The sequence below is a fragment of the Anaeromassilibacillus sp. An250 genome (genome assembly GCF_002159845.1).
Taxonomy (GTDB): domain Bacteria; phylum Bacillota; class Clostridia; order Oscillospirales; family Acutalibacteraceae; genus Anaeromassilibacillus; species Anaeromassilibacillus stercoravium.
On record NZ_NFJK01000014.1, the window covers coordinates 67,634 to 91,454 of the forward strand.

Consider the following 23,821-nt stretch of genomic DNA (forward strand, 5'->3'; position numbering starts at 1 on the left):
GAAAACAGGCATTGACAGGCAAAAGGGTCCAAACGCCTGTCAATGCCTTTTCCGAATCCACTATGCCGGGCGGCCTACCCGCCTGGGTCATAATGGTTTGCTGTTTATGCCTGTGTCAACAGGACTTTCTTCCACTGGATCATATCACGGATATCAACCGTACCGTTGCCGTCATAGTCCATCAGAGCCATCTGGTCTTCCGTCAGTTCCAGGTCGCCCAAGATGTACTGCTGGAGCATCTCGATATCCGCATCCGTCAGTTCGCCATCGCCGTCGAGGTCGCCGGCGACCACGTCCAGGGACTTCAATGCATCGCGCAGTGCCTGCTCCGCTGCATTGACGTCTTCCTGCGTTGCCTCTTCATCCAAGTACACTTCATATGCTGCGTCATAGACTTCCTCAAAGGCCGCCCACTTATCCGCATCATAGTCTTCTTCGTTCAGGGATTTCGCCATGATAATCGCGCCATAGAGGCCCGCCTTATCGACAACCCACTTGGAATCGGTGAATTCCTGCATCGCAACGCGCAGCTGCTTCGCGGCAAGCGCCATGTCGTCCTTATTGGCTTCGCTGCCCAGGTCGACGAGCGCCTGTGCTTCGTCAATCGCGTTCTGGAGCAATTCGATTGCTTCGTCCGTGACGTTGTCCGTTGTGTTGAACAGCTCTTCCGCCTCTGCGATCAAAGCCGCCAGCGGCTCGGTAGAGGTGGTGAAGCGCGGCTCTACCCAGCAAGCGTGGTCATATTCGGTGCTGTCTACTTCTTCCACAACCAGTTTCAGGAAATCATAGCCTGCCATCGGCAGTTCAACGTCAACGGATTCCGAAGTGGCATCCATATACTGTTCAAAGAGGAGTTCATCGTCTCCGTAAATCTTATAATTTACGGTAGCGCCGTTGGCGTCGTCCTCCACCTCATCGCCGATGCCGATCTTCGTGGTAAAGACGCCGGACGCGCCGTTCAGGTAATACACAACCTCGCTGGGCGGGTTCACCTGGAAGCCGCCGTCCGGGCGGTCATAGTTCACGCCGTCCAGGATCATGGAGCCGCCGTCCATGTTCTTGCCGTCCGCCGGGTCTCTCCAGTAGCTGTTCGCAGACCAAGCGTTCGCAATGGTCAATACATCGTCTGCCAGCACTTCCGGATCATAGGAATCGATTCGCGGATTGATCCAGTCCGCGTGGTCAAAGTCCATATTGCCGCCCGAGTCGACGACCAGGCGCAGGTAATCGTAACCCATCAGCTTCACAGCGACGGACTTCGCATCGTCATGCCAATCCATCTCACCGCTGTCATACAGCAGGTCGTCGTCGCCATAGACCTGGAAGGTAATGTCGCCGCTGTTGCCGGAATCCGCGTCGGAGCCGACAAGCGCGGTGAACTCTACGTTGCGTCCGCCGATGTAGTATACCAGCTCGGAAGGCGCATGCGTGCCGATACCGGTCTCATAGGTGGTGCCGTTGATGGTCAGCGGGTTGCCGTTGATGGAGCGGTCCTGCTGGATGTTGCCCCAGCCGGCAGTTCCGGATACCCAGTTTTCGGTGGTCAACGGGCCGTCCGGCAGCGGGTCGCCCGTTGCTGCCGCTTGCACAGTGATCATCGTATCGAACGTCACGGTGACCGGCTGGTTGGAGCCTTCATACGTCAAAAGTGCCTTGACCGTGATCGGTTCATTGGTCATGGGCACATCGCCCGCGGTGACGCGGAACTGGACAGTAAAGCTTTCTCCCGTGGTGAGGTCGCTGCTCACGGTGGAGGAGAGCGCCTTGGAGGTGAAGCCTTCCGGCAGGTCGAGGCTGATGCCGACGGTGTCAACCTTCGTTGCGCCGCCGTTGACAAAGCGCGCTGTCAGGATTGCACTCTCGCCGCTTCTCAGGTTGCTGTCGTCGAGTTCGCCAACAATGTAAGCGCCTTCCTGGACGTTCTCATTGGGTTCGATGATGTACATCTTGACGCCGTGCGCCGGGACGGATGCGGTGGCAACCGGGGAGTCAAACTCGATGTTGTTGCCGTCTTCGTCCTTCTCCCAGACGTCCTTCAGATGATACACATAGGTGTTGTCGAGCTTGTAGTAGTTGTCATAGTAGTACTCGTCTTTTTCTTTCAGCAGTTCGCCGATCTGGGAAATTTCCTGGGTCATGGTCGCCGCAGAATTGGAGCGGTTGAACATAAGCAGGGAAATGCGTCCGTCGGTCAGAGGCTTTACAAGGTACTCGAAATCGCCTTCATCGCGGTAGCGGATGCCCTGGATGGCCGTCGGGTCCTGGTCGACCGCAATGGCGTCCTCGTTCGTGATGATGTCGAGGATCTCCGGATGCTCGTCGAGCGTCCGCAGGTCGTTGCCGAGGATCAGCGGGGATGCCATCTGGCACCACAGGCTGAAGTGCGAGACATACTCGTCATACGTCAAGGAAGAACCGACGCCGACTTCCAACATATCCGGATGGTTCCAGCCGTAGTTGTTGTCGCCCTCTTCTTTGCCGTACTTGCCAGCATACTTATACAGTTCTACGTTGGTATCGTAGATGCTGGAGATGGAGTTCCAGTTGGCCGCGATATCGCCGGTAGTTCTCCACATGTTGCCGGTTTCGCCGCCCCAGACCCAAGGCTGGCGGCCGCCCCATTCGCAGATTTCCAGCGTGATCGGGCGGTTTTCTTTGCCGTTCTCCTCTGCATACTTCTCCGTCGCCTGCATCAAGTTCGTGCTCATGAACTTGTAGTTGTAGCGGGCGGTGTCGTAGTCGCGGTTGGAGCTGCGGATCGGGTTGTAGAACCGCAGGGTGTTTTCGCCGGCTTTCAGCTCAAACAGAGCGGATGCACGGCTGCCCGGTGCGCCGCCGGTGTAGTTGGAGGCCGGCAGCATCATGCGGTACGGATGGGCGCTGTCGCCGTTGATGTCGACGAACATCGGCACATCCTCGCTGGACGGCTTCTTGTAGAAGTCCAGGTTAATGGCATATGTACCATCTTCCGGCACCGTTACGGTGAAAGTTGCGGCGCCCGCGTTTTCACCCAGGCCGTCGATGTGGTCGCCAGAGATGTAGGCGGTGCCTTCCAGCTCCGCGTCTCTATAGGAATACTCATAAACTTCCGTGCCCGGCTCATACGGCTTTGCGACATCCAGGCCGTAAATGCCATATGCCGTGGGGGAGAGCTGCACATTGTGGCAATAATCGTACTTGAAGAAGTCGATCTCCCAATTTGCAAAGCTCGTCGCGTCGCTCAGCTCCCGGAACTCGGAGGCCGGCAGGTCCTGGCAGGTGTACAGGCCGTTGGACGTATACAGGCCCATCTTCAGCCCTCTGTCGTGGATCTGCCCCGACAGCCAGTTGCCGTCGTGCGGGAAGCGGATCGGGTCAAACTGCAATCTCCCGTTGACGTCGCGTTCGGACGACTGCCAGTTGTCGTCGAGGTTGACATACTCATACCCGGCGTCATCCAGATTGTACTCCACCATCGCGTCCGCGATATCGACGATCAGATCCTCATCGATGTTGGCCGCGAAGAGGTTCCAGCTCGACCACCCCATGGGCGGCGTCTGGGCAGCCCCGTTGTCGTGCGCGCTGGCGCCCGTTGCCAAAACCGCTGCCATCAAAAAGGCAGTCGATAGGGCTGTGGCAAATTTTGTAAACCTTTTCACTTGAATCCTCCTTCTTTTTCTTGAATAACCTTTGCTCCCTCTAGTTTGTCTCCCACCCCATTTCTCCAGCCCCAAAAGGACCTGACACAATTGGTTTCTGTAGACCTCCGGTATCGGGCTAACTTGCCCTTGCCGGCGCATACAGCAATGTCCTGAAAAGACGCCCCGCCTCTGCGTGCAGCCATGCGCCCGCCCCCAGTAAACCCCCGTCCCAAACCGGAGGATCTTCACAGGGGCTGCTCTATGCTTCCGCTACGCCGCCCTTTGGAAGCGATGCGGCGGGACATCAGGCGCCCCACAGATGGTAGGCGCTCAACGCGGCAAAGCCCAGGAAAAGGACCGCCATCACAAGCTTGATGAGGTGCTCTTTTCCGGCAAATTTCGCCGCAATATCCAAATATTGCTTCCCCCGGTAGATCAAAAGCGTTACCACAACGGCGGGCAGGGAAAGCATCACGGTATAAAGCAGGAATATAAGGGCTCCCACCATCATATTTCCTGCACTGGCATCAAAATAATAGAGGACCGTCGCTGCAAACAGCTGGCCCGTGCACAGGAATTCCCCAACCGCGATGACCGCGCCCGCCAACATAGCGGCAATAAACACAGCTTTCCCTGTGGAAAGTTTCTCAACGGTCCTGCGGTAAAAATCCTTCATGCGCGGGGTGAACTGCAAAATGGCCTTCCCCGCGCGCCCGTTCTTGGTGCGCAGGAAGTCGATAAAGCTCAGGACGGCAAACAAACACCCGATGACAACCACCAACACGGCTACCACGGTATTGATCCCCGAAAAGAGCGACCGGTCGATTGCCTGCAATAGGCCGAAGAACACGGTCCCCAGCAGGAAATACAGGATGATCCTGCCCAGGATGAACCCGAACCCGGCCTTCAGTACCTTTTGCTTATCGGCAATCAGCAGCGAAAACAGCAGAAGGACCAGCGACATGGAGCAGGGGGACAGCCCCCCGATCAACCCTGACAGGGCTACCCAAAACAAATTGGCCCCCGAGAGGGATTCCTCCGCCCCTTCTGCAAAGGCTTGGTCATTATAACTAAGATTACCATTTTTTAGCGCATTTATCAAGTTCTTTTGGATATTTTCATAGCCGACGAAATAACCTCCATCATATAACACAATTGGCACACGCCGCTCCTCCGGCTTGACCTGGTGCTCGCTGTAAAGCGCATTGATCTCTTCGATGTCCGCAATATTGCCCGCGTCGATGCGCTCCACACGCAGGGGCTTTTCTTCAACCGAACCGTCCTCGTTCTGCACTTCGACGGCCGTGATCCCATCCAGGAATTCCGTCACCTGTTCGCACTCGGAGCAGCCCTCCGCATACAGGTATTGGATCGTGACCGATTCGTCCTCAGCAGCGCGCTGTTCCTCCAGATACGCCGCCACCGCCGGTTGGAACTTTTCCCCCAGCTCCTGCGAGCCGATCAGCACCTGGTCGCCGATGAACACGATCGGATGCTGCATCAGTTTTTCTTCCCCAACCCCACTGTCGATCAGGGCCTGGCGCAGGGCCTCCAGGTTTTCCTCTTCCGCCACATTTTTGATCGTGAGGTCCGCTGTGACGTTTGGGAAATCCTTCTTGAGCATCCCAAGGATATTTTCCTCAATGGTTGCTTCCTCGTCGCAGGAAAGGCACCGGTTGTAGAAATAGTATAGGATCTCCACATTGCCTTCCTCCAGGTCCGCATCCGGGCTGACGGACACGGTGTCCAGATAGGTGACCTCTTCCGAAGCGGAGGGGTCCTGCTGCGCGCTCGCCCACGCCGCTGTGGGGAACACAGCTGTTGCCAGCAGGAACAGGGCGAGCAGCACCGCCCACGGGGCCTTTGTTTTCCTTGTTTGTCTTTGCATCTGCATGCACCTCAACATTCCTCTTACATTTGGATCATCCATGGTTCAGATGGCGGTTTTACAGCACATGGCAGAAAGCACAATACCCCTGGCGGGCGGCGCAGGGCCTCCCGCCAGGGATGGCAATACGATGGGCCCCCTCGGCCCCCATCCCGTATCGGATATGGATTCCTGTAAACGAGAAAGCAACGGCTTTAGTTTGCAGTCCCTTTCGCCTTTTCCGCGCGGATGGCGATCACCCTCTGGATCACGATGAAGATGCACAGCAGCGCCGCGATGGTCACCTTGGTCCACCAGGTGTTCAAATTCTGATAGGTGACGATGGTCTGGATCACGCCCTGGATCAGGACGCCGACCGTCGTGCCGATCACGTTGCCCACGCCGCCGGTCAGCAGCGTGCCGCCGATGACGGAGGAGGAAATCGCATCGAGCTCCAGGCCCATGTTCTGCAGGGAATAGCCCGCCAGCGTATAGAAGCTGAACACCACGCCGGCCAGCGCTGCGCAAAAACTGCTGATCGCATACACAGCGACCTTGGTGCGCGCCACGGGCAGGCCCATCAGGATGGCGGACTGCTCGTTGCCGCCCACCGCGTAGACCGTGCGGCCAAACCGCGTGAACTTCAACACGAACAGCGAAACCACCAGCACCAGGATGGCGATAAACACATAGAAATAGATCCTACCGCCCAACAAAGTGACCTTCGTCAGGGCCATGGTCTTGTAGAATTCATCCGAAATCGGGATGGACTCCGTGCTGATGACCGCGCACATGCCGCGCATGAAGAACTGGCCCGCCAGCGTGACAATGAACGGCTGAAGCTTGAAATAGTGGATCATGTACCCCATCAGCGCGCCAAACGCCAGGCCGATCAACAGGACCAGCGGGATCACGATCAGCGGGGTCCAGCCAAGCCGCAGCAAAAACGCGGAAAACACGCACGTAAACGCAATGGTCGATGCAATGGAAATGTCGATGCCGCCCGTCAGCAACACAAACGTTACCCCGATGGAAGCGATCATCAGATACGCGTTGTCGTTAAACAGATTGAAGAACGTTGAGAACGAGAAAAAGTTGTCGTATGCAACCGACCCAGCGCCGAACAGCACCAGGAACAGCACGGTGGTGATTGCCAGGGAAATGTTCTTGATCCGGAACGTTCTCTTCTTTCCACTCGTCTCTCTCATGCCTGGCTCACCGCCTTCCGGGACAGGAACCGCCTCTTGAGCATATCCTTAAACGCCTTGGATTGGAACAGGCAGATAAAGACAACGATCAGCGATTTGACCACGAGCGTGACCTCCGGGGCAACACCCATCGCATAGATAGACGTGGTGATGCTCTGGATAATCAGCGCGCCAACCAGGCTCGCCGGGATGGAGAACCGCCCGCCGTTCAGGGATGTGCCGCCGATTGCGACCGCCAGGATCGCGTCCATCTCGATCAAAAGGCCCGCATTGTTGCAGTCCGCGCCCTTGATGCCCGCGCTCTCGATCAGGCCGGCAACCGCCGCCATCACGCCGCAGAAGGTATAGACCAGCCATTTGATGCGGTCCACGTTGATGCCGGCAAAGCGGCTGGACACCGGGTTGATGCCCGTGGACTCCAAAAACAGGCCGAAGGCGGTCTTTTTGGTGAACAGCATGGCGATAAGCACGACAAACGCCACGATGAAAATCGGGAACGGGAGGCCCAAAATATAGCCGCCGTTGATAAAATAATAAGAATCCGAATTGATGGTAATGATTTTACCGTTGGTGATGAGCTGCGCAATGCCGCGGCCCGCCACCATCAGGATCATGGTTGCGACGATGGGCTGAATTTTGACCTTCGCGACCAGCATCCCATTCCATGCCCCTGCTACAACTCCTGCCAAAATCGCCACCAACACTGCGACGGCCACGTTACCGCCATTTGCAACAATACTGCACGCGATCGCGCCGCTGATGGCCATCACAGAGCCGACGGAAATATCGGTCCCCCCGGTGGCCAAAACGAACGTCATGCCGGTGGCTAACAACATAAGTTTACTACCATTCCGCAAAATGTCAATAATTCTGCCATACAGATGCCCTTCCACGATCTTCATCTCGAAGAACGCGCCGCCCGAGACGATCCCATTGACCAGCAGGATCAACAGGAAGATCACAATGGGCCAGAACACCTGCGCCTTGCTCCATTTTTTAAGCAGGTTCATTCTCCGCACCTCCCGCAATATAATGCATGATCGCCGCTTCCGAGATCTCCTGCCCGTTCAGCTCCGCGACCTTCTTTTTGTCCCGCAAAACGACCATGCGGTCGCAGCAGCGCAGCATCTCATCGATTTCCGAGGAAATAAAGATAACCGCCATGCCCTGCTCCGCAAGCTGGACCACCAGCTTCTGGATCTCCGCCTTTGTGCCGATGTCGATGCCGCGGGTGGGTTCGTCCAGCATCAGCAGGTCTGGGTTGGTAGCCAGCCAGCGCGCCAAAATGACTTTCTGCTGGTTGCCGCCCGAGAGATTCTTGATGAGCTGGTCCGCGGACGGCGTCTTGATTTCCAGTTTTTCGATGTATTCGTCGGCGAGCTTCTGCGCTTCCGCCTTAGAGATGGCCTTGAACATGCCGCGCTTTGCCTGGAGCGCCAGGATGATGTTGTCCCGGATGCTCAGATCCCCGATGATGCCCTCCGTCTTCCGGTTTTCCGGGCAGAAGGAGAAACCCTTGCGGATCGCGCCCAACGGGCTGCGGTTGTGGATGGGTTCGCCCTTGAGCACCATCTCACCGCCGCTGAGACGGTCCACGCTGAAGATCAGGCGCACAATTTCCGAGCGGCCCGACCCGAGCAGGCCGGACAGCCCCAGCACCTCCCCGCTGTGGACGTCGAGCGAGATGGAATCGATCGTGCCCGCGCCGCTGGCATCCTTGAGGGACAGCAGGGTTTCTTTTTCCGTCTTTGCGGCCTCTTCGTTGACAAAGCGCTGGTTGAGGTCGGCGTATTCCTTGCCGATCATCTTGGCGACCAGCTGCACGCGCGGGAGGTCCGCCGTGGCGTATGTACCGACATAGCCGCCGTTGCGCAGCACGGTGATGGTGTCCGATACCTCATACACCTGGTCGAGGAAGTGGGTGACAAAAACGATCCCCATCCCCTGCTTTTTCAGCATCCGCATGATCTCAAACAGCTTCTGCACCTCCAGCGTGGACAAGCTGGACGTCGGTTCGTCCAAGATCAGCACTTTTGCAGAGATATCCACCGCGCGCGCGATGGCCACCATCTGCTGCACTGCCACAGAATAGGAATCGAGTGTTTTGGTCACGTCGATCTGTAGGTCAAACCGCTCCAAAAGCTCCTTGGAGCGCGTGTTGATGGTTTTCCAATCGATCCGCCCGCCCTTTTTGGGTTCGCGTCCAATATAGACATTTTCCGCCACCGAGAGGTTGGGACACAGGTTGACCTCTTGGTACACCGTGCTGATGCCGGCGTCCTGGGCCTCCTGCGGGGTCTTGGGGAAAATTTCCTTTCCCTCCAGCAGCACTGTCCCTCCGTCGCGCTCTTCGACGCCCGTGAGAACCTTGATGAGCGTGGATTTCCCTGCGCCGTTTTCGCCCAGCAGCGCATGGATCTCCCCTTTTTGCAATGTAAACTGCACGTCGTCGAGCGCGACGACGCCGGGGAATGTCTTGGATATGTGCGACATTTGGATCAATGCCGTTTCGCCGCTCATAGCAGCCCCTCCTTTTGATATGCAAAATCCGCCTCCGTCTCAACAGGCGGGGCGGATTTCACAGAATCGGTAAAATTTATAAAATGAAGAAGAAAGAAAGTGAAGGAGAAATCAAATTAATAGACACGGGTCTTGATGTCTTCTGCGGCGGTCTCCTGACGGAAGATGCCCTCTTCGGACTTGATCCATTTCTCAACGGTTTCGCCGTTTGCAAGCTTCTGGGCCGTCTCGAAGAAGACCGGGCCGAGCAGCGGGTTGCACTCGATGGTGACGTTTGCTTCGCCGGCAGCCATTGCTTCAAAGATCGCCTTGACGCCGTCGCAGGAAACGGTCTTGATGTCCTCGCCGGGCTTGAGGCCGGCTTCCTTGATGGCCTCGATTGCGCCGAGTACCATGTCGTCGTTGTGCGCATAAACGCCCTTGATGTCCGAGCCATAGGTCTTGAGGAAGGACTCCATGACTTCCTTGCCCTTTGCGCGGGTGAAGTCGCCGGTCTGGGATGCGATGATCTCGATGTCCGGATATTCCGCTGCCATCTGATCTTCAAAGCCCTTCTTGCGGTCGTTCGCAGCGGAGGCGCCCACGGTGCCTTCGAGCTGTACGATCTTGCCGCTGTTGCCGATCAGCTTCGCCATTTCGTCGGCTGCGTTCTTGCCCTCTTCGATGAAGTCAGAGCCGATGAACGTTGCATAGAGGTCTTCCGGGACGTCCGCCATACGGTCTACCAGGATGATCGGGATGCCTGCGTCCTTTGCCTCGGTGAATACGGCGTCCCAACCGGTCTCTACTACCGGCGCCAGGCCGATGACGTCAACGCCCATATCGATAAAGGATTTGATTGCTTTGATCTGATTTTCCTGCTTCTGCTGTGCATCTGCAAATTTGAAATCGATGGTATCCAAATTCTGGCCTGCATAGAACTGGATGGAAGCGGTCTCCGCGTCGCGCCAGCCGGATTCCTGGCCGATCTGTGCAAAGCCGACTTTCAATTTTCCGTCGTCCGCGCCGCCTGCGTTCGTATCGCTTGTACTCTCGGTCGAAGCGGTGCCGTCGGTTGCTGCGGGGGTTTCTTCCGTGCTTCCGCATCCGGTCACACATGCGCTAAACATCAATACGGAAAGGATAGCTGCTGCAAATCTTCTCATTTTCATAGATCGTTCCTCCTATGTAACTTTGACTGTTTGATTTGGGCCGGCCGGATTCTCCGCCTCCCCGGGGCCGTTCCCCTTTCGTTGTCTCTATTGTATCCGGTTTGGTTTTTAAAGTCTTTACGATAACAAAACCGGAATTTACAATATTTTAGCAGACCATTCCGCTCTTCCTTTTTTGGCCGGCCTCCCAAAAGCGCGTCCCAGCCGCCCGTTTTCCCCCTCAATATAAGGAAAAATGCCATGCAAACGCAGGAACGTTCCTACATTTGCATGGCATTTTTCACATGATGGTTCCAGATAAAACCCCTATCCCGTTCAAAATTCCGCCAGGTTGTTTATGCAAAGCAATCCCCGCTGTTCCCGCAGGCGGGCATACTTCCATGTCTGATAGGCGCCGTTGGAAACGCGGTAGACATAGGCAATCACGTAGTCGGAGGCGTCCACCACCATGCGGTTCAGGACCGGGATCGCCGCCTTCTCCGGGACCCGGGCCAGCTTCTTTGGATAGACGGCGCGTTCGCAGCCGGGCGGCAGTTCCATCCACTCCTGCTCCGGCGGATAGGCGAGCATCTGATAGAAGCGGATGTGCGGATACCGCGCTTTGATCTCCCCCAACACGGAAGCCGCCATGCGGTCAAAATTGCCGTAGGTGCCGACAAAGAAGCGGTTCACCCCGCATTGCAGGATGTGCCTCTCCACTTCCTTGCGCAGCAGGGGATACAACCCATCGGGTGCATCCCGGTGCCCCATAAAGCAACAATTCTTGTAATGGCCCTTCTGTCCGGCGCGCATCGCTGCCCCCTGCCCTTCCGCTTGCGTTTATTTCTTATTTAGCATAACATAGATACGCATCCTTGTATATGGGAAATGGCCGCAGAGGAGGGCTCCTGATGGAAAAATTAAAGGCCGATCTCAACATGGGAAACAACCTGCGCCGCCTCCGAAAGGCGAACGGGCTGACACAGGACCAGTTGGTGGCCCGGCTGGGCATCCTCGGCCTTTCCACCACGCGGGGCCTGTATTCCCGCTACGAAACCGGCGAGCTGAATATCCCGATCCGCCTGCTGGTTGCGCTGCATCAGATCTACCATTGCAGCTACGGTTGCTTTTTTGAAGGGCTGACGCTGGGCGAAATGGGCTGACCGGGTTGCGCGCATCCCGCAGGCGCTTTCCGTGCGGACAACTCTGCCGGAAATGCACAAAACGGGCCCCGCCCTCCACTTGGGAGAACGGGGCCCGCTTCATCGATTGCCATTCCATGGTCCCTTATATGAAATTTATTCCCCGGGAAACCGTTTCCCCGGAAATCCCGGGGCGGCTTTGTTTTCCACCGGAAGCTTCCATCCTGTGGAAAACTTCCCCCGCTTTATGGAGCCGCCGCCCGCTTGGAAGGCATTCCAAAGCCGCAGCCAGCCCCTGCGGCCGCTCAGCAGGGCAGTTCCCTTCCCACGGCGGCGGCCACTGCGCCAACCTTTTTGACCAACGCCTGGTATTCCGGAATGGTGAGCTGCTGGGCCGCGTCGCTCATGGCGACCTTCGGCTCCGGATGCACTTCGATAATCAGGCCGTCCGCCCCGGCGGCGATCCCCGCCAGGGACAGGCTTTCAATGTAGCGCGATTTCCCCGCCGCATGGGAGGGGTCGATGATGATCGGCAGGCTGCTGCGCTCCTTGACCACCGGCACCGCGGAGACATCCAGCGTATTGCGCGTGGCGGTTTCAAAGGTACGGATTCCGCGTTCGCATAATACAACATTATAATTGCCTTCGCTCATAATGTATTCGGCAGCGTCCAGCCATTCCTCAATCGTGGAGGCGATGCCGCGCTTGAGCAGCACCGGCACCTTCGAGCGGCCGATCTCGCGCAGCAGGCGGAAATTCTGCATGTTGCGCGCGCCCACCTGGAACATATCGCAGTATTTGGCCGCCGTGTCGATCTGGTCATGGGAGATCACTTCGCTGACGACCTTGAGGCCCGTGGCGTCCGCCGCCTTGCGGAGCAGCTTGAAGCCCTCGTCCTCCATGCCCTGGAACGCATACGGCGAGGTGCGCGGCTTATACGCGCCGCCGCGCAGGAATGTTGCGCCCGCTGCCTTGACCCCTTGGGCCGCCTCCAGGATCTGTTCCTCGCTCTCGACCGCGCAGGGGCCCGCCATCAGGACCAGCTGTTTCCCGCCGATCCTCTGGCCGCCCACCTCTGCAACGCGCCCATCCGGGCACATCTCCCGGCTGGCCAGCTTATAGGAATGCATGATGGGCACGCACTTCTCCACGCCGTCCATCAATTCCAGGTTGGCGTCCGCCAGCCTGCTCTTGTCGCCCAGCACGCCGATGATGGTCGCCTGGGCGCCAGTGGAAAGGTTTGCCCCGAGGCCGTGTGCCTTCAGGACTTCTACGATTTTATCAACGTTCTCCTGGGTGGAGCCGTGTTTCATGACAATAATCATACGATCACTCCTGTCTGTACTTTTATTACTTTATGCTTTAAAGCGCTAAATAACATTATATAGAAAACCGTGCAAAAAAACAAGGGGGATCTACAAAACCTCTGCATGGATGTTGTTTCCGGTTTGTTGCAGAACATGCGCCCGGCACGCAATTGCGCCACGCAGATCTGGCGCGGCTGCGCAAAAACGGCAAAAAAGCATATGAAATTATAAAAAAACAGCCACCCTATTGGGTGACTGCTTTGATGTTGGCGCCTTCCTATTGTCCCGGGCCGTCGCCAGCCAAGTATCTTCGGCACTAATGAGCTTAACTTCCGTGTTCGGGATGGGAACGGGTGGACCCTCATCGTCATCGACACCAACTATTCAATTCTTGTCGTCCTCACTGGCGACTCCCATATAATAGCACAGGATATTTGAAAATGCAAGCGTTTTTTTCAATTTTTCTGAAAAATTTTTTACAAGCCCTTTTTCCCTCTGTGGCAACGGTTTCCTGGGGCGCTTGGCCTGCTGGCCGCCCAACATCCCGCCATAAATTTTTCTATTCATATAATATTATCAAAAACTGCTTTATCAATCAATATGCGATCAGAATTTATGCAATATAACAAAAAGAATGGTTATATATTATGCACGAGTATTCTTTACTTTACAATTTGTAAATGTTAATATACTATTAAACATTCATCTGTTCACATATTTCGTTTCGCCTTTATTAAGATATGGATCGTTCTGCCTGAAATTCTTTTATAGGGTTTTTTATTTTTGGAAATCTTTCAAAAGAAGGGAGGCCATCCAACCGACCCCTGCCGCCTCCAGCGGGAAGAGGCGCGGCGCCCTCTCCAAGCGCTTGCTGGGGACCCAGCGATTCCCGCAGATCGAAACATTTTGAAAGGAAGGAAGTCTCATGAAAAAACTGCACCGTTCTGCACTTGCAATGCTCCTGTGTGCCACACTTGTTGCGGGCACAATTCCAGGCGGCGCTTTTGCGGCCGCGGCAGCGCAGGAGGATTCGATCCTTGCCCCGGAACCGATCGGCTATGCCAATGTATTGGATATGACCGGCGTGCCGGAGCCGGACATCTATGGGGATTACAGCACCAATAAGTACAATAACTTCTGCGACATGGGCGCCTGGCATGGCTATTATCTGCATCCCCAAGACGCCACGGACGCTTACGGCGGCTTTGCCGGCCCGGTGATCTTTGCCGAAGAATACCCGGTGAACCTATCCGAATGCATTGGGAAATGGGTTATTACAGGCACTGACGGGACGGCCTATAACCTGGCGGACGCCGCAGCGACCGTCAACGCCTATCCCGGTAAGCTGGTGCAGGGCTATGAACTGGAAGATATCGATCTCAAACTGGAACTGATCTTCGCCAGCGGCCGCACGGCGCTGATCCGGACCACCATCGACAATAAGACGGACGAAGCACTGGAACTGAACCTCAAGCAGACCGGCTCCATCTTTGACTCATACGACGCGTATGGTTCCCCCTCCGGAACCTCTCTGGAGGCGACGGACGACGGCGTAGCCGTAAACTTCCAAACCATCCGCGAGATCTGGAGCTACATGACCACAGAGGAAAACAAGTTTAACATCCGCTTTGACCAGCCGGTCACAACGGAGGTCTCCGAGGATGCGCTCTCCTATGAAAGCACATTCGAAGCGCCCATCACCGTGGAGCCGGACGAGCCCTATGTGACCTACCAGACGCAGAGCTTTACCTTCACGGACGAAGAGGCCGCAGAGGAAGCGGACAAAACCGCGGACATGCTGGCCAGCGGCGACGGCTACTTTGTGGAAAACAGCGAGCGTTGGCAGGGCTATGTCGATACCATCGACAACGCGGACGTGGACCAGGCGTACAAAAACGCGGCTGTGAAAGCTATCGAAACCCTGATGACCAACTGGATCAGCGCGGCGGGCGCCCTGCAGCACGGCGGCATTGTCCCGTCCAAATCCTACCAGTGGTTCATCGGCCTGTGGGGCTGGGATTCCTGGAAACAGGCGACCGGTATGGCCCGCTTCAACCCTGAGGCCGCAGAGGATAATATCCGCGCACACTTCGATTATCAGATCACCCCGGACGACCCGGTCCGCCCGCAGGACGCTGGCACGATCGTTGACTGCATCTTCTACAACCTTGGACCGGAGCGCGGCGGCGACAGCGGCAACTGGAACGAACGCAACTCCAAACCAGCATTGGCGGCATGGGCGGTCTACAACATCTACCGCCAGACGGGCGACGTGGCCTTCCTCGAGGAAATGTATCCGAAGCTGGTCGCCTACCACAATTGGTGGTACACCAACCGCGACGTCGACCACAACGGCATTGCGGAATACGGCGCCATGGTGCACGATTCCCACTATCAGTATGACCGCGAGGGCAACATCCTGCTGGACGGGAACGGCGAACCGCTCTTTGACGAGGACGCCATCATCGAGGCAGCTGCATGGGAAAGCGGCATGGACAACGCCACCCGCTTTGACAAAGAGGGCAACGGCCCGGACGACATCGGCGTGCATGTCTTCCCGGTGCGCAATGCCGATAATGAAATCGTCGGCTACAGCATCAACCAGGAATCCGTGGACCTGAACTCCTACCTCTATGCGGAGAAAGCGTTCCTGATGTCCATGGCAGAAGTGCTCGGCTACGACGAAGACGTTGCCAAGTACGAAAAGGAAGCGGCATACGTCCGCGATTACATCAACACGAACATGTTCGATGAGGAGACCGGCTTCTACTACGACCTCCAGACCAACGAAGACGGCAGCGAAAAGAAACTGCTGGTCAACCGCGGCAAGGGCACTGAGGGCTGGCTCCCGCTGTGGGCAAAGCTCGCCACGCCGGAAAAGGCTGCGCGCGTTGCCGAAAACATGCTGGACGAGGACAAATTCTACCGTCCGGTTCCGTTCCCAACCGCTTCTGCGGACAACGACAAGTACAGCCCGAGCACCTATTGGAGAGGCCCGGTCTGGCTGGATCAGGCGCTGTACGCGGTAGAGGCCCTGCAGAACTACGGCTATGAGGACGAAGCCAGAGAAGCGGCTTACCGCCTGTTCGACAATACGGAAGGCCTGCTGGGCGACGGCCCCATCCGTGAAAACTACAACCCGGAGACCGGCGAGGGCCTGCACACCAAGAACTTCAGCTGGTCCGCAGCGGCATTCTATCTGCTGTTTGAAGACACGCTGGCCGGCAATGAAACCACCTCCCAGGACGCCCTGCCGATCCCTGCATCGGAAGAGCAGAACCTGACGGCGACGTACAACAGCAAAGACGTCACCCTGACGGTGAATGGCGAGCCGCAGAAGATCGCGGACCTGCTCGGCAAGTTCGAAATGAAGGACGTCGCAGACGGCACGGAAGCCGAATTGACCTTTGCGCCGCGCGTGGAAGGCAAGAACTTCCGCTCCGTGACCATCAACGGCGGCGAACCGCAGCTCATCAGCGGCGATACGTACACCTACACGGCGACGGTCGAAAACGGCTCCGTCAATCTGGACTTCGTATTCGAAGTGACGGACAAACGCATCCTGGAAGAGACTTACAACTACGCGAAGACCTATGTGGACGACGGCACGGTCGATTCGCTGGTCACAGCGGCAAAGGAAGCCTTCATGGAGGCTTACGACGCAGCGGCGGCAGTATTGGCCGACGACGCGGCAACCCAGGCGCAGATCGATGCAGCCTGGAGCGGCCTGCTGAACGTCATCCACTATCTGGACTTCCAGGCGGGCGACGCGAGCGCGCTGGAAGAACTGTATAACCTGCTGAGCGGCCTGGTGGAGGACGACTTCACGAGCAGCAGCTGGGCGGCATTTGCCGACGCGATGGCGCAGGCAGCGGAAGTCCTTGCAGAGGATGAGCCGCTGGAAGCGGACGTCACGAAGGCATACGACGGCCTGCTGAACGCAGCGGAGGGCCTGGTGCGTGCCTCCGATCGGAGCAGCCTGAACGACTTGATCGAGAAGGCGGAAGCGGTTGCAGCGGAGATCGCAGAGGGCAAGTACCTGCCGGACGGCCAGGAGGCCTTCCAGGCGGCGCTCGATGCAGCAAAGGCGCTGACGAAGGACGACGCGCAGGCGACGATCGACGCGGCGGCGCAGACGCTGACCGAGGCCATGGCAGCGCTGCGCAAGAAGGCGGACAAGACCGAGCTGGAAGCTCTGCTGAACGAGCTCGAAGCACTGGATGCTTCCGACTACACAGCGACGAGCTATGCAGCGGTTGCCGCTTCGATCGCGAACCTGAAGACCCTGCTGGCGGACGAGACCCTCGACGCAGAAGAGGGCCAGGTTGTTGTGGATAACGCGGTCGCACAGGCGCGTGCAGCAAAGGCCAACCTGGTGGAAGTGAACAACGGCGGTTCGAACGCCGGCAGCTCCGGCGGCAGCACGTCCGCGAACATTGGCAATGCGTACGGCGCAGCGGGCGTTGTCTCCGCAGGCCAGAGCGTGGCGGCGAACGCCTATGTGGTTTCCGACACGACGGTCAACTTCACGCTGAAGCACGGCCAGGCGTATTGCTTCAAGATGACCGTGGTCAACGGCAACGCTATGACGCCGAGCTTCACGGTCGGCAACGGCGATGTGCTCAAGACGCAGTTCGTGGCGAAGATCGGCAACGACTACTATTACAGAGTCTATGCCATCGGCACGCCGGGCCAGAGCACGGGCGTTTATACGACCCTGCCGGGCCAGAACGCTACAAAGCACTGCACGGTAACGATTGCGTAATCGTGGACTGGACATCAAAATAAAAGGGAAGACTTCTTCCCGATAACGGTAAGGCCCCAACCCCGGGAGTTCCCAGGGTTGGGGCTTTTTGTGTTTGTAGAATATGTTACAACGGTTTTCGCTCGATAGAGGGAAATGCCTGCACGGTTTATTCTGTGTTGGCAAAGGGATTCTCAGGAATAAATAGGAAATGTAAAGGATCTAAAAAGGTAAATATAAACGCGAAATTCGTAGGGCAGCGATTCAAATTAGGTAGAAACTTAACGAAAACAGACAGAACAAAGAGAAAAAAATATTTAAAATTTATAGATTGGGTATATCTTTTTATGATCTTTTATGCTATACTAGACACGAACTACCCGTAAAGAGGAAAAATCCTTTTGTTCGGACAAACTGGTTAGAAAATGAAATGGAGGTAACATCATGCAAAAGACCAAAAAGAGCAGAGCGATTCTATCGGGTATATCTGTATTGCTGGTTCTGTGCCTATTGGCGGGAGGAACAATGGCATGGTTCACAGATACGGAAAAGGTAAACACGAATTTTACGGCCGGCATATTGGACATCAGTGTAAAGCCGGGCGAAGCTGCGTCCACAGATTTAACCTTTGATAATCTCCGCCCGATGCAGCTTAAAAATTTCAACGCGGAACTGGCGGGCAATGGTTCGGACAAATGGACCAACGACGTCACGCAGAACAACACCACGGGCGTATACCCTGGCGATTATGCCGATCCTGTTCCGGCCTACTTTAAGCCGGTCGTCATCACAAACGACGGCACCCTGCCCACCAAGGTGCAGATTTCCCTGGAATTGGGCGAAGGCTGTGCAGACGGAGAGCCGGCTCTGACCGAGGATGGCTTCACCATCACCCAGGGCAAGACGGAGGCATGTGACAACGGCCTGAAGGAAGCCCTCAAGGTGTTTGTCTATTATAATAGAAACGACCCGAACTCCGGTGCCTGGACGCAGGTTGCGGATGTCAACCTGAACACGGATTATGCAGGCGCGGACGATGGGGCTCGCGATACATACACAACCGTGATGATCCCGGCGGGCGAAAGCGTGCGCTATGTGATCGCGGGCTATCTGCCGGAGAATGCCGGCAACGCCTACCAGGGCCAGCACTACCACGGCAAGCTTGTCCTGAACGCCTATCAGATGGATACGACCGATGGCGGCGATCCGGATAACATTGAGATTAATGAAGTGAATAAGGACCTGCTGCAGGATCTGTATGATAAATTGAGCATACTGCTCCCGCTGGAAGGAAATTTCCTCCCTGACACATGGCAGGACTTTGTAAATGCCATGAACCAGGCCAAGGACGTGCTGGACAATGCGGATGCGACCGCCGATGAGATTGCGAACGCATTTGAGAAATTGATGGACAGCAGTGTGAACTTGGTGATGGAACAGAGCCCGGATGAGAATCTGGCCTATATCATCGAAAAGGCAGAATCCATTGTACCTGCTGTTGACGCGGGCCAATATGAAGAAGCCGGTATAGAGAAATTCCGCGCGGCGCTTGCCAGAGCGAAAGAAGTCCAGGCGGATCCGAGCGCTTCTTATTCCGATATTCAGGAAGCTACCTACAATCTGAATGAGGCAATGATGAACCTGCGCCTGAAGGACAACACCAATGGCATCACCACGTTTGCGGCGAATACGGCCGACCCGATGGATGTACAGGTTGCCCTGTTCCTGACGCAGTATGTGGCAGAGAGAGATAATCTCAATGCAGTGGATACAGCGGAAGCATTCTTTGGCTTCTTGGGATAAGAAGTAGAGAATCCACAAGGATTGCACGGATTTCGTCTGAAGTCCGGCACGAGTGAGCATTTCTTGCAAATCGAGGCCCCCGGCATATGCCGGGGGCCTTCTTGCGTCCATTTGGAAAAGCACGTATAATAGAACCCAAGAATCCAAGAAAAAGGAGAAACATTCCATGCCTGTTATCCAAATGGTTGAAGTCTTTCCCGAACAGGTGGACGAGCTGGCCGCTTTGGCAAAGCCCATCTGGACGGATCATTTTACCCCCATCATCGGCGCGGAGCAGACCGCTTACATGATTGAAAAATTCCAGTCGGCCCCGGCCATGCGCGCACAGATGGCAAACGAAGGGTATCACTACTATTTCTTCTTATACGACGGCCAGAAGGCCGGGTACACCGGCATCCGCCGCGACGGGGACAGCCTGTTCCTCAGCAAAATCTATGTGGAAAAGTCCTTCCGGCACAAGGGGATCGCATCCCACGGCATCGCCTTTATGACCGACCTCTGCCGCCGCGAGGGATTGCGGAAAATTTGGCTCACGGTCAATAAACACAACGACGGGTCCATCGCCTGCTACCGGTCGCGGGGCTTTACCGTCGCCTATCCGCTCGTGACGGACATCGGCAACGGCTTTGTGATGGACGACTATGTGATGGAAAAATGGGTTGCGCCCCGCACCCTCCTGTATGTGGATACCTGCCTGCGCACGGGCAGCCGGACGCGCGAACTGGCGGACGCGTTCCTCAACGCCTATCGGAAGGCGCATCCCCAGGATACCGTCGATGTGGTCCGCTTGGCAGAGGCGGACATCCATTGCATCCGCGGCGAAGAGCTGGAACGCCGGGAGGCGCTCAAGAGTCAAGGCAAGATCGACGCGCCGGAGTTCGCCGAGGCCCGCCGGTTCGCCGCGGCGGACGGCATCGTGGTCGCCGCGCCCATGTGGGAGCTGAGCTTCCCGGCCATCCTGAAAGCGTATATCGAGACGGTATCCGTGCCGGGAATCACGTTCCGCTATGGCGAGGGCGATACCGGCTGCATCGGGTGCTGCAAGGCGAGCCGTTTGCTCTATCTGACCACCCGGGGCGGCCTCTATACCGGGGCGGCGTCCGGTTTGGAGTTGGGCGAAAAAGAGATGAAGGCCCTCTCGCAGTTCTTCGGCATCCCGGGCTTCGATTGCCTCTTTGCAGAGGGGACGGACCTTCTCCCGCCGGAAGAGGTCGCAGAGCGGATGGAGCAGGCGAAGAGCGCGGCGGCGCAGATGGCAAGGGTATGGTGAGCGGATGGATTTTGTAACGATACTTTCAGAGCAGTTCCACCTCAAAAATTGGCAGGTGGAAAAGGTCATAGAGTTGATCGACGAGGGAAACACCATCCCGTTTATCGCGCGGTACCGCAAGGAGGCCCACGGTTCCCTGGACGACCAGACGCTGCGCGAAATTGCGGAGCGACTGGAATACCTGCGCGGGCTGGAGAAACGCCGCCAGGAGGTGGCGAGCCTCATCACGGCCGCGGGCAGCATGACCGAAGAGATTGCCGCGGCCCTGGACGGCGCTTCGACCCTGTCGGAGATCGAGGACATCTACCGCCCCTTCCGGCCGAAGCGCAAGACGCGCGCGTCCGTGGCGCGGCAGAAGGGCCTGGAGCCCCTCGCGCAGGAAATCTACAAGCAGGACCCAACGGCTTCCTACCCCATCGACCTGGCGGAAGCCTACGTCAACCCCGAATTGGGCGTGGAGACGCCGGAGGACGCGCTCGCGGGCGCAAAGGACATCATCGCGGAGTGGATTTCGGACGACGCCGGGATCCGCAAGCGTTTGCGCGTGGTGACGATGGCGCAGGGCGAGCTGGTCAGCAAGGCCGCCAAGCCGGAGGAGGAATCCGTCTATGAGCCGTACTACGACTTCCGGCAACCTCTGCGGCAGCTGGCGGGGCACCGCGTCCTGGCGGCCGACCGCGGCGAACGCGAGGGCTTCTTGAAGGTGAGCGTGGCGCTGGACCCGGCGCGCGGGCTGAACATCGTGTATTCGGTCGCGGTCAAGGAGGGGTCCCCCTGCACGGACGCGGTGCGCGAAGCGGCCGAGGACGCTTACAGCCGCCTGATTTTCCCCGCGATCGAGCGGGAGGTGCGCAACACCCTGACGGAAAACGCGGACGAAGCCGCGATCAAGGTCTTTTCCGTCAACCTGCGCCAGCTCTTGATGCAGCCGCCGGTCAAGGGGCGCGTGGCGATGGGCCTGGACCCCGGCTACCGCACGGGCTGCAAAGTGGCGGTGGTGGATGCGACCGGCCGCGTGCTGGATACGGGCGTGATCTATCCCACGCATTCCAAGGCGAAGGTCGAGGAGGCGAAGAAGACCGTCTCCGAGTTGATCCGCAAGCACGGGGTGCAGGTGATCGCCATCGGCAACGGTACGGCCAGCAAGGAGACCGAAATCTTTGCCGCGGAAGTGATCCACGAGCTGGGCGCCGGGGTTTCATACATGGTGGTGAGCGAGGCGGGCGCGTCCGTCTATTCCGCCAGCAAGCTGGCCGCCCAGGAGTTCCCGGATTTCGACGTGACCCTGCGCAGCGCGGTTTCCATCGCGCGGCGCTTGCAGGACCCGCTCGCGGAGCTGGTCAAGATTGACCCGAAGGCGATCGGCGTGGGGCAGTACCAGCACGATATGCCGCCCAAGCGCTTAAACGAGGCGCTCTCCGGCGTGGTGGAGGACTGCGTGAACACCGTGGGCGTGGACTTGAACACGGCGTCCCCGGCCCTGCTGGAAAAGGTTTCCGGCGTATCGTCCGCCGTATCGAAGAACATTGTGAAGTACCGCGAGGAGAACGGCGCATTCCAAAGCCGGTCGGAGCTCAAGAAGGTGCCGAAGCTCGGCCCCAAGGCGTTTGAGCAGTGCGCGGGCTTCCTGCGCGTGAGCGAGAGCAAAAACGTGTTGGACAATACTGCCGTGCACCCGGAGAGCTATGCGGTGGCGAAGGCCCTCTTGGAGCGCTGTGGCTTCACGTTGGAGGATGTGCGCGCGGGAAGGCTGGACGGCCTGCGGGACAAGGTGGCACAGGCCGGCGAGGAGGCGCTTGCCAAGCAGCTGGACACCGGCGTCCCGACCCTGCGGGATATCGTCACAGAGCTATTGCGCCCCGGGCGCGACCCGCGCGACGAGCTGCCGCCGCCCCTGCTGCGCACGGACGTGCTGAGCATGGAGGACCTCAAGCCCGGCATGGAGCTGATGGGAACCGTGCGCAACGTGATCGATTTCGGCGCGTTCATCGACATCGGGGTGCACCAGGACGGCCTGGTACACATCTCCCAGATCAGCGACCGGTACATCAAACACCCCAGCGAGGTGCTCAAGGTCGGCGACATTGTGAAGGTCTGGGTGCTCTCCGTAGACACCAAAAAGAAGCGCATTTCCCTCACCATGCGGGCACGCAGTGCCCCTCGCGCCTCCGGCGAGAGCCACGTAAGCGAAGCGGAATCCTGATATTTCCCGCTCCACGGGGACGCACAGCGTCATTTCGCGCCTCCGGCGATAGCCGCGGAAGTGAACCGGAATCGTGATATTTTCCGCTCCACAGGGGACGCTCTAAGAAAGCCAACGAGGACTCATTTCCCGCCTCACGGTGGGCACGAAGTACCATTTCACGGACGCACAGCGTCTTTCGCACCTCCGGCGGGCACGAAGTGCCATTTCGCGGACGCACAGCGTCTTTCGCGCCTCCAGCGAGAGCCAAGTAAGCGAAGCGGAATCCTGATATTTCTTACTCCACGGGGGACGCTCTAAGAAAGCCAACAGGGATTCGTTCCCGCTCCACAGGGGGCGTTCGAAAAAGACAGGCGGGACTTATGTTTCGTCCCACAGAAGTGCCCGGAACAAGCAAACATCTTTGCAAGGCAGAAAGGGAATCATAGGGAAGACCATCCTTATTGTTAAAGTGTATTTTGCACAAAAGGACTTCCTTTTTAGAGCGGCTTATGTTATAATTGGACACAAATGATGAAAAGGAGCCGTCACCATGGATTTCTTTCAGCCCTACGTGAATATGTTCCGCAACTATATAAACTTTTCCGGCCGTACCCGCCGCAGGGATTTCTGGATGGCCGTCCTCGTCAACTTCGTCATTACGTTGATCCTGAGCATCCTGACCAGGTTCCTTTCCGTCTTCGGTGTGGTCCAGACGATTTATGGGTTGGCTATTTTGCTCCCGTTCCTCGCCCTCTGGGCAAGGCGGCTGCACGACATCAATATGAGCGCCTGGTTCCTGCTGTTGAACCTGATCCCCGGCATCGGTTCGCTCATCCTGCTTGTGTTTGCCTGCATGGACAGCCAGCCCGGTTCCAACCAGTATGGCCCCAATCCCAAAGGGATGTATTGATAGAGAGAAAAAAAGAAATACGCCCGGAGCCTCCAGAATGAAGTGACCCCCAAAAGTTAGACAATATTTGAAAGTAAAAATTGTTTAAGTAGCCGAAAGGGCTTGTTGTCTGTGA

General features: G+C 57.2%; 14 protein-coding genes and 1 rRNA gene. 6 read left to right on the top strand and 9 right to left on the bottom strand.

Annotated features, from left to right (window positions below; all coding sequences use genetic code 11):
- Positions 1 to 104: 104 nt before the first annotated feature.
- The 7 genes from B5F54_RS12460 to B5F54_RS12495 form a co-directional block, all read right to left on the bottom strand.
- A complete protein-coding gene (locus B5F54_RS12460; protein WP_172749731.1) occupies positions 105 to 3,638 on the bottom strand; it encodes an NPCBM/NEW2 domain-containing protein in 3,534 nt (1,177 codons plus the stop codon).
- Positions 3,639 to 3,924: 286 nt separating this feature from the next.
- Positions 3,925 to 5,508, bottom strand: coding sequence for a cytochrome c biogenesis CcdA family protein (locus B5F54_RS12465; protein ID WP_140400381.1), 1,584 nt, complete (start codon positions 5,506 to 5,508; stop codon positions 3,925 to 3,927).
- A gap of 194 nt (positions 5,509 to 5,702) precedes the next feature.
- The gene (gene yjfF / locus B5F54_RS12470) at positions 5,703 to 6,695 is read right to left on the bottom strand and encodes a galactofuranose ABC transporter, permease protein YjfF (protein ID WP_087234586.1); all 993 of its coding nucleotides are present in this window, start codon (positions 6,693 to 6,695) and stop codon (positions 5,703 to 5,705) included.
- Positions 6,692 to 7,705 (bottom strand): ABC transporter permease, encoded by a 1,014-nt coding sequence (locus tag B5F54_RS12475; RefSeq protein WP_087234587.1) that lies wholly within the window; start codon positions 7,703 to 7,705, stop codon positions 6,692 to 6,694. The genes yjfF and B5F54_RS12475 overlap by 4 nt, the downstream gene beginning before the upstream one ends.
- Entirely contained in the window at positions 7,692 to 9,215 is a 1,524-nt protein-coding gene (locus tag B5F54_RS12480; RefSeq protein ID WP_087234588.1) for a sugar ABC transporter ATP-binding protein, read from the bottom strand. Before B5F54_RS12480 ends, B5F54_RS12475 begins: the two co-directional genes overlap by 14 nt.
- 116 nt (positions 9,216 to 9,331) lie before the next feature.
- The gene (locus B5F54_RS12485; protein WP_087234589.1) at positions 9,332 to 10,366 is read right to left on the bottom strand and encodes an ABC transporter substrate-binding protein; all 1,035 of its coding nucleotides are present in this window, start codon (positions 10,364 to 10,366) and stop codon (positions 9,332 to 9,334) included.
- Between the two features lie 315 nt (positions 10,367 to 10,681).
- On the bottom strand, positions 10,682 to 11,158 hold the full coding sequence (locus B5F54_RS12495; protein WP_087234591.1) for a hypothetical protein: 477 nt from the start codon (positions 11,156 to 11,158) through the stop codon (positions 10,682 to 10,684).
- Positions 11,159 to 11,256: 98 nt separating this feature from the next.
- On the opposite strand from B5F54_RS12495, the gene B5F54_RS12500 reads away from it, so the two are divergent.
- The gene (locus tag B5F54_RS12500; protein ID WP_087234592.1) at positions 11,257 to 11,508 is read left to right on the top strand and encodes a helix-turn-helix domain-containing protein; all 252 of its coding nucleotides are present in this window, start codon (positions 11,257 to 11,259) and stop codon (positions 11,506 to 11,508) included.
- Positions 11,509 to 11,792: 284 nt separating this feature from the next.
- On the opposite strand, the gene aroF is transcribed toward B5F54_RS12500, so the two are convergent.
- Positions 11,793 to 12,812 carry a 3-deoxy-7-phosphoheptulonate synthase gene (gene aroF / locus B5F54_RS12505; protein ID WP_087234593.1) on the bottom strand — a complete coding sequence of 340 codons (1,020 nt, stop codon included), beginning with the start codon at positions 12,810 to 12,812 and terminating at the stop codon, positions 11,793 to 11,795.
- Positions 12,813 to 13,058: 246 nt separating this feature from the next.
- Positions 13,059 to 13,175 (bottom strand): 5S ribosomal RNA (gene rrf / locus B5F54_RS12510).
- Between the two features lie 544 nt (positions 13,176 to 13,719).
- Here rrf and B5F54_RS12520 point away from each other — a divergent pair.
- The 5 genes from B5F54_RS12520 to B5F54_RS12540 all read left to right on the top strand — a co-directional run bounded on the left by B5F54_RS12520 (position 13,720) and on the right by B5F54_RS12540 (position 23,706).
- Positions 13,720 to 17,559, top strand: a complete 3,840-nt coding sequence (locus tag B5F54_RS12520) for an MGH1-like glycoside hydrolase domain-containing protein (RefSeq protein WP_172749732.1) — start codon at positions 13,720 to 13,722, stop codon at positions 17,557 to 17,559.
- A 423-nt stretch (positions 17,560 to 17,982) separates the two neighbouring features.
- Positions 17,983 to 19,341, top strand: a complete 1,359-nt coding sequence (locus B5F54_RS12525) for a TasA family protein (RefSeq protein WP_087234595.1) — start codon at positions 17,983 to 17,985, stop codon at positions 19,339 to 19,341.
- 166 nt (positions 19,342 to 19,507) lie between these two features.
- Positions 19,508 to 20,611: a GNAT family N-acetyltransferase gene (locus B5F54_RS17705; protein ID WP_172749733.1), complete on the top strand. Its 1,104-nt coding sequence runs from the start codon at positions 19,508 to 19,510 to the stop codon at positions 20,609 to 20,611.
- Positions 20,612 to 20,615: 4 nt separating this feature from the next.
- Positions 20,616 to 22,814, top strand: a complete 2,199-nt coding sequence (locus tag B5F54_RS12535) for a Tex family protein (protein WP_087234596.1) — start codon at positions 20,616 to 20,618, stop codon at positions 22,812 to 22,814.
- A gap of 532 nt (positions 22,815 to 23,346) precedes the next feature.
- Complete coding sequence (locus B5F54_RS12540) at positions 23,347 to 23,706, top strand: DUF805 domain-containing protein (RefSeq protein ID WP_087234597.1); 360 nt, start codon at positions 23,347 to 23,349, stop codon at positions 23,704 to 23,706.
- Positions 23,707 to 23,821: the final 115 nt, after the last annotated feature.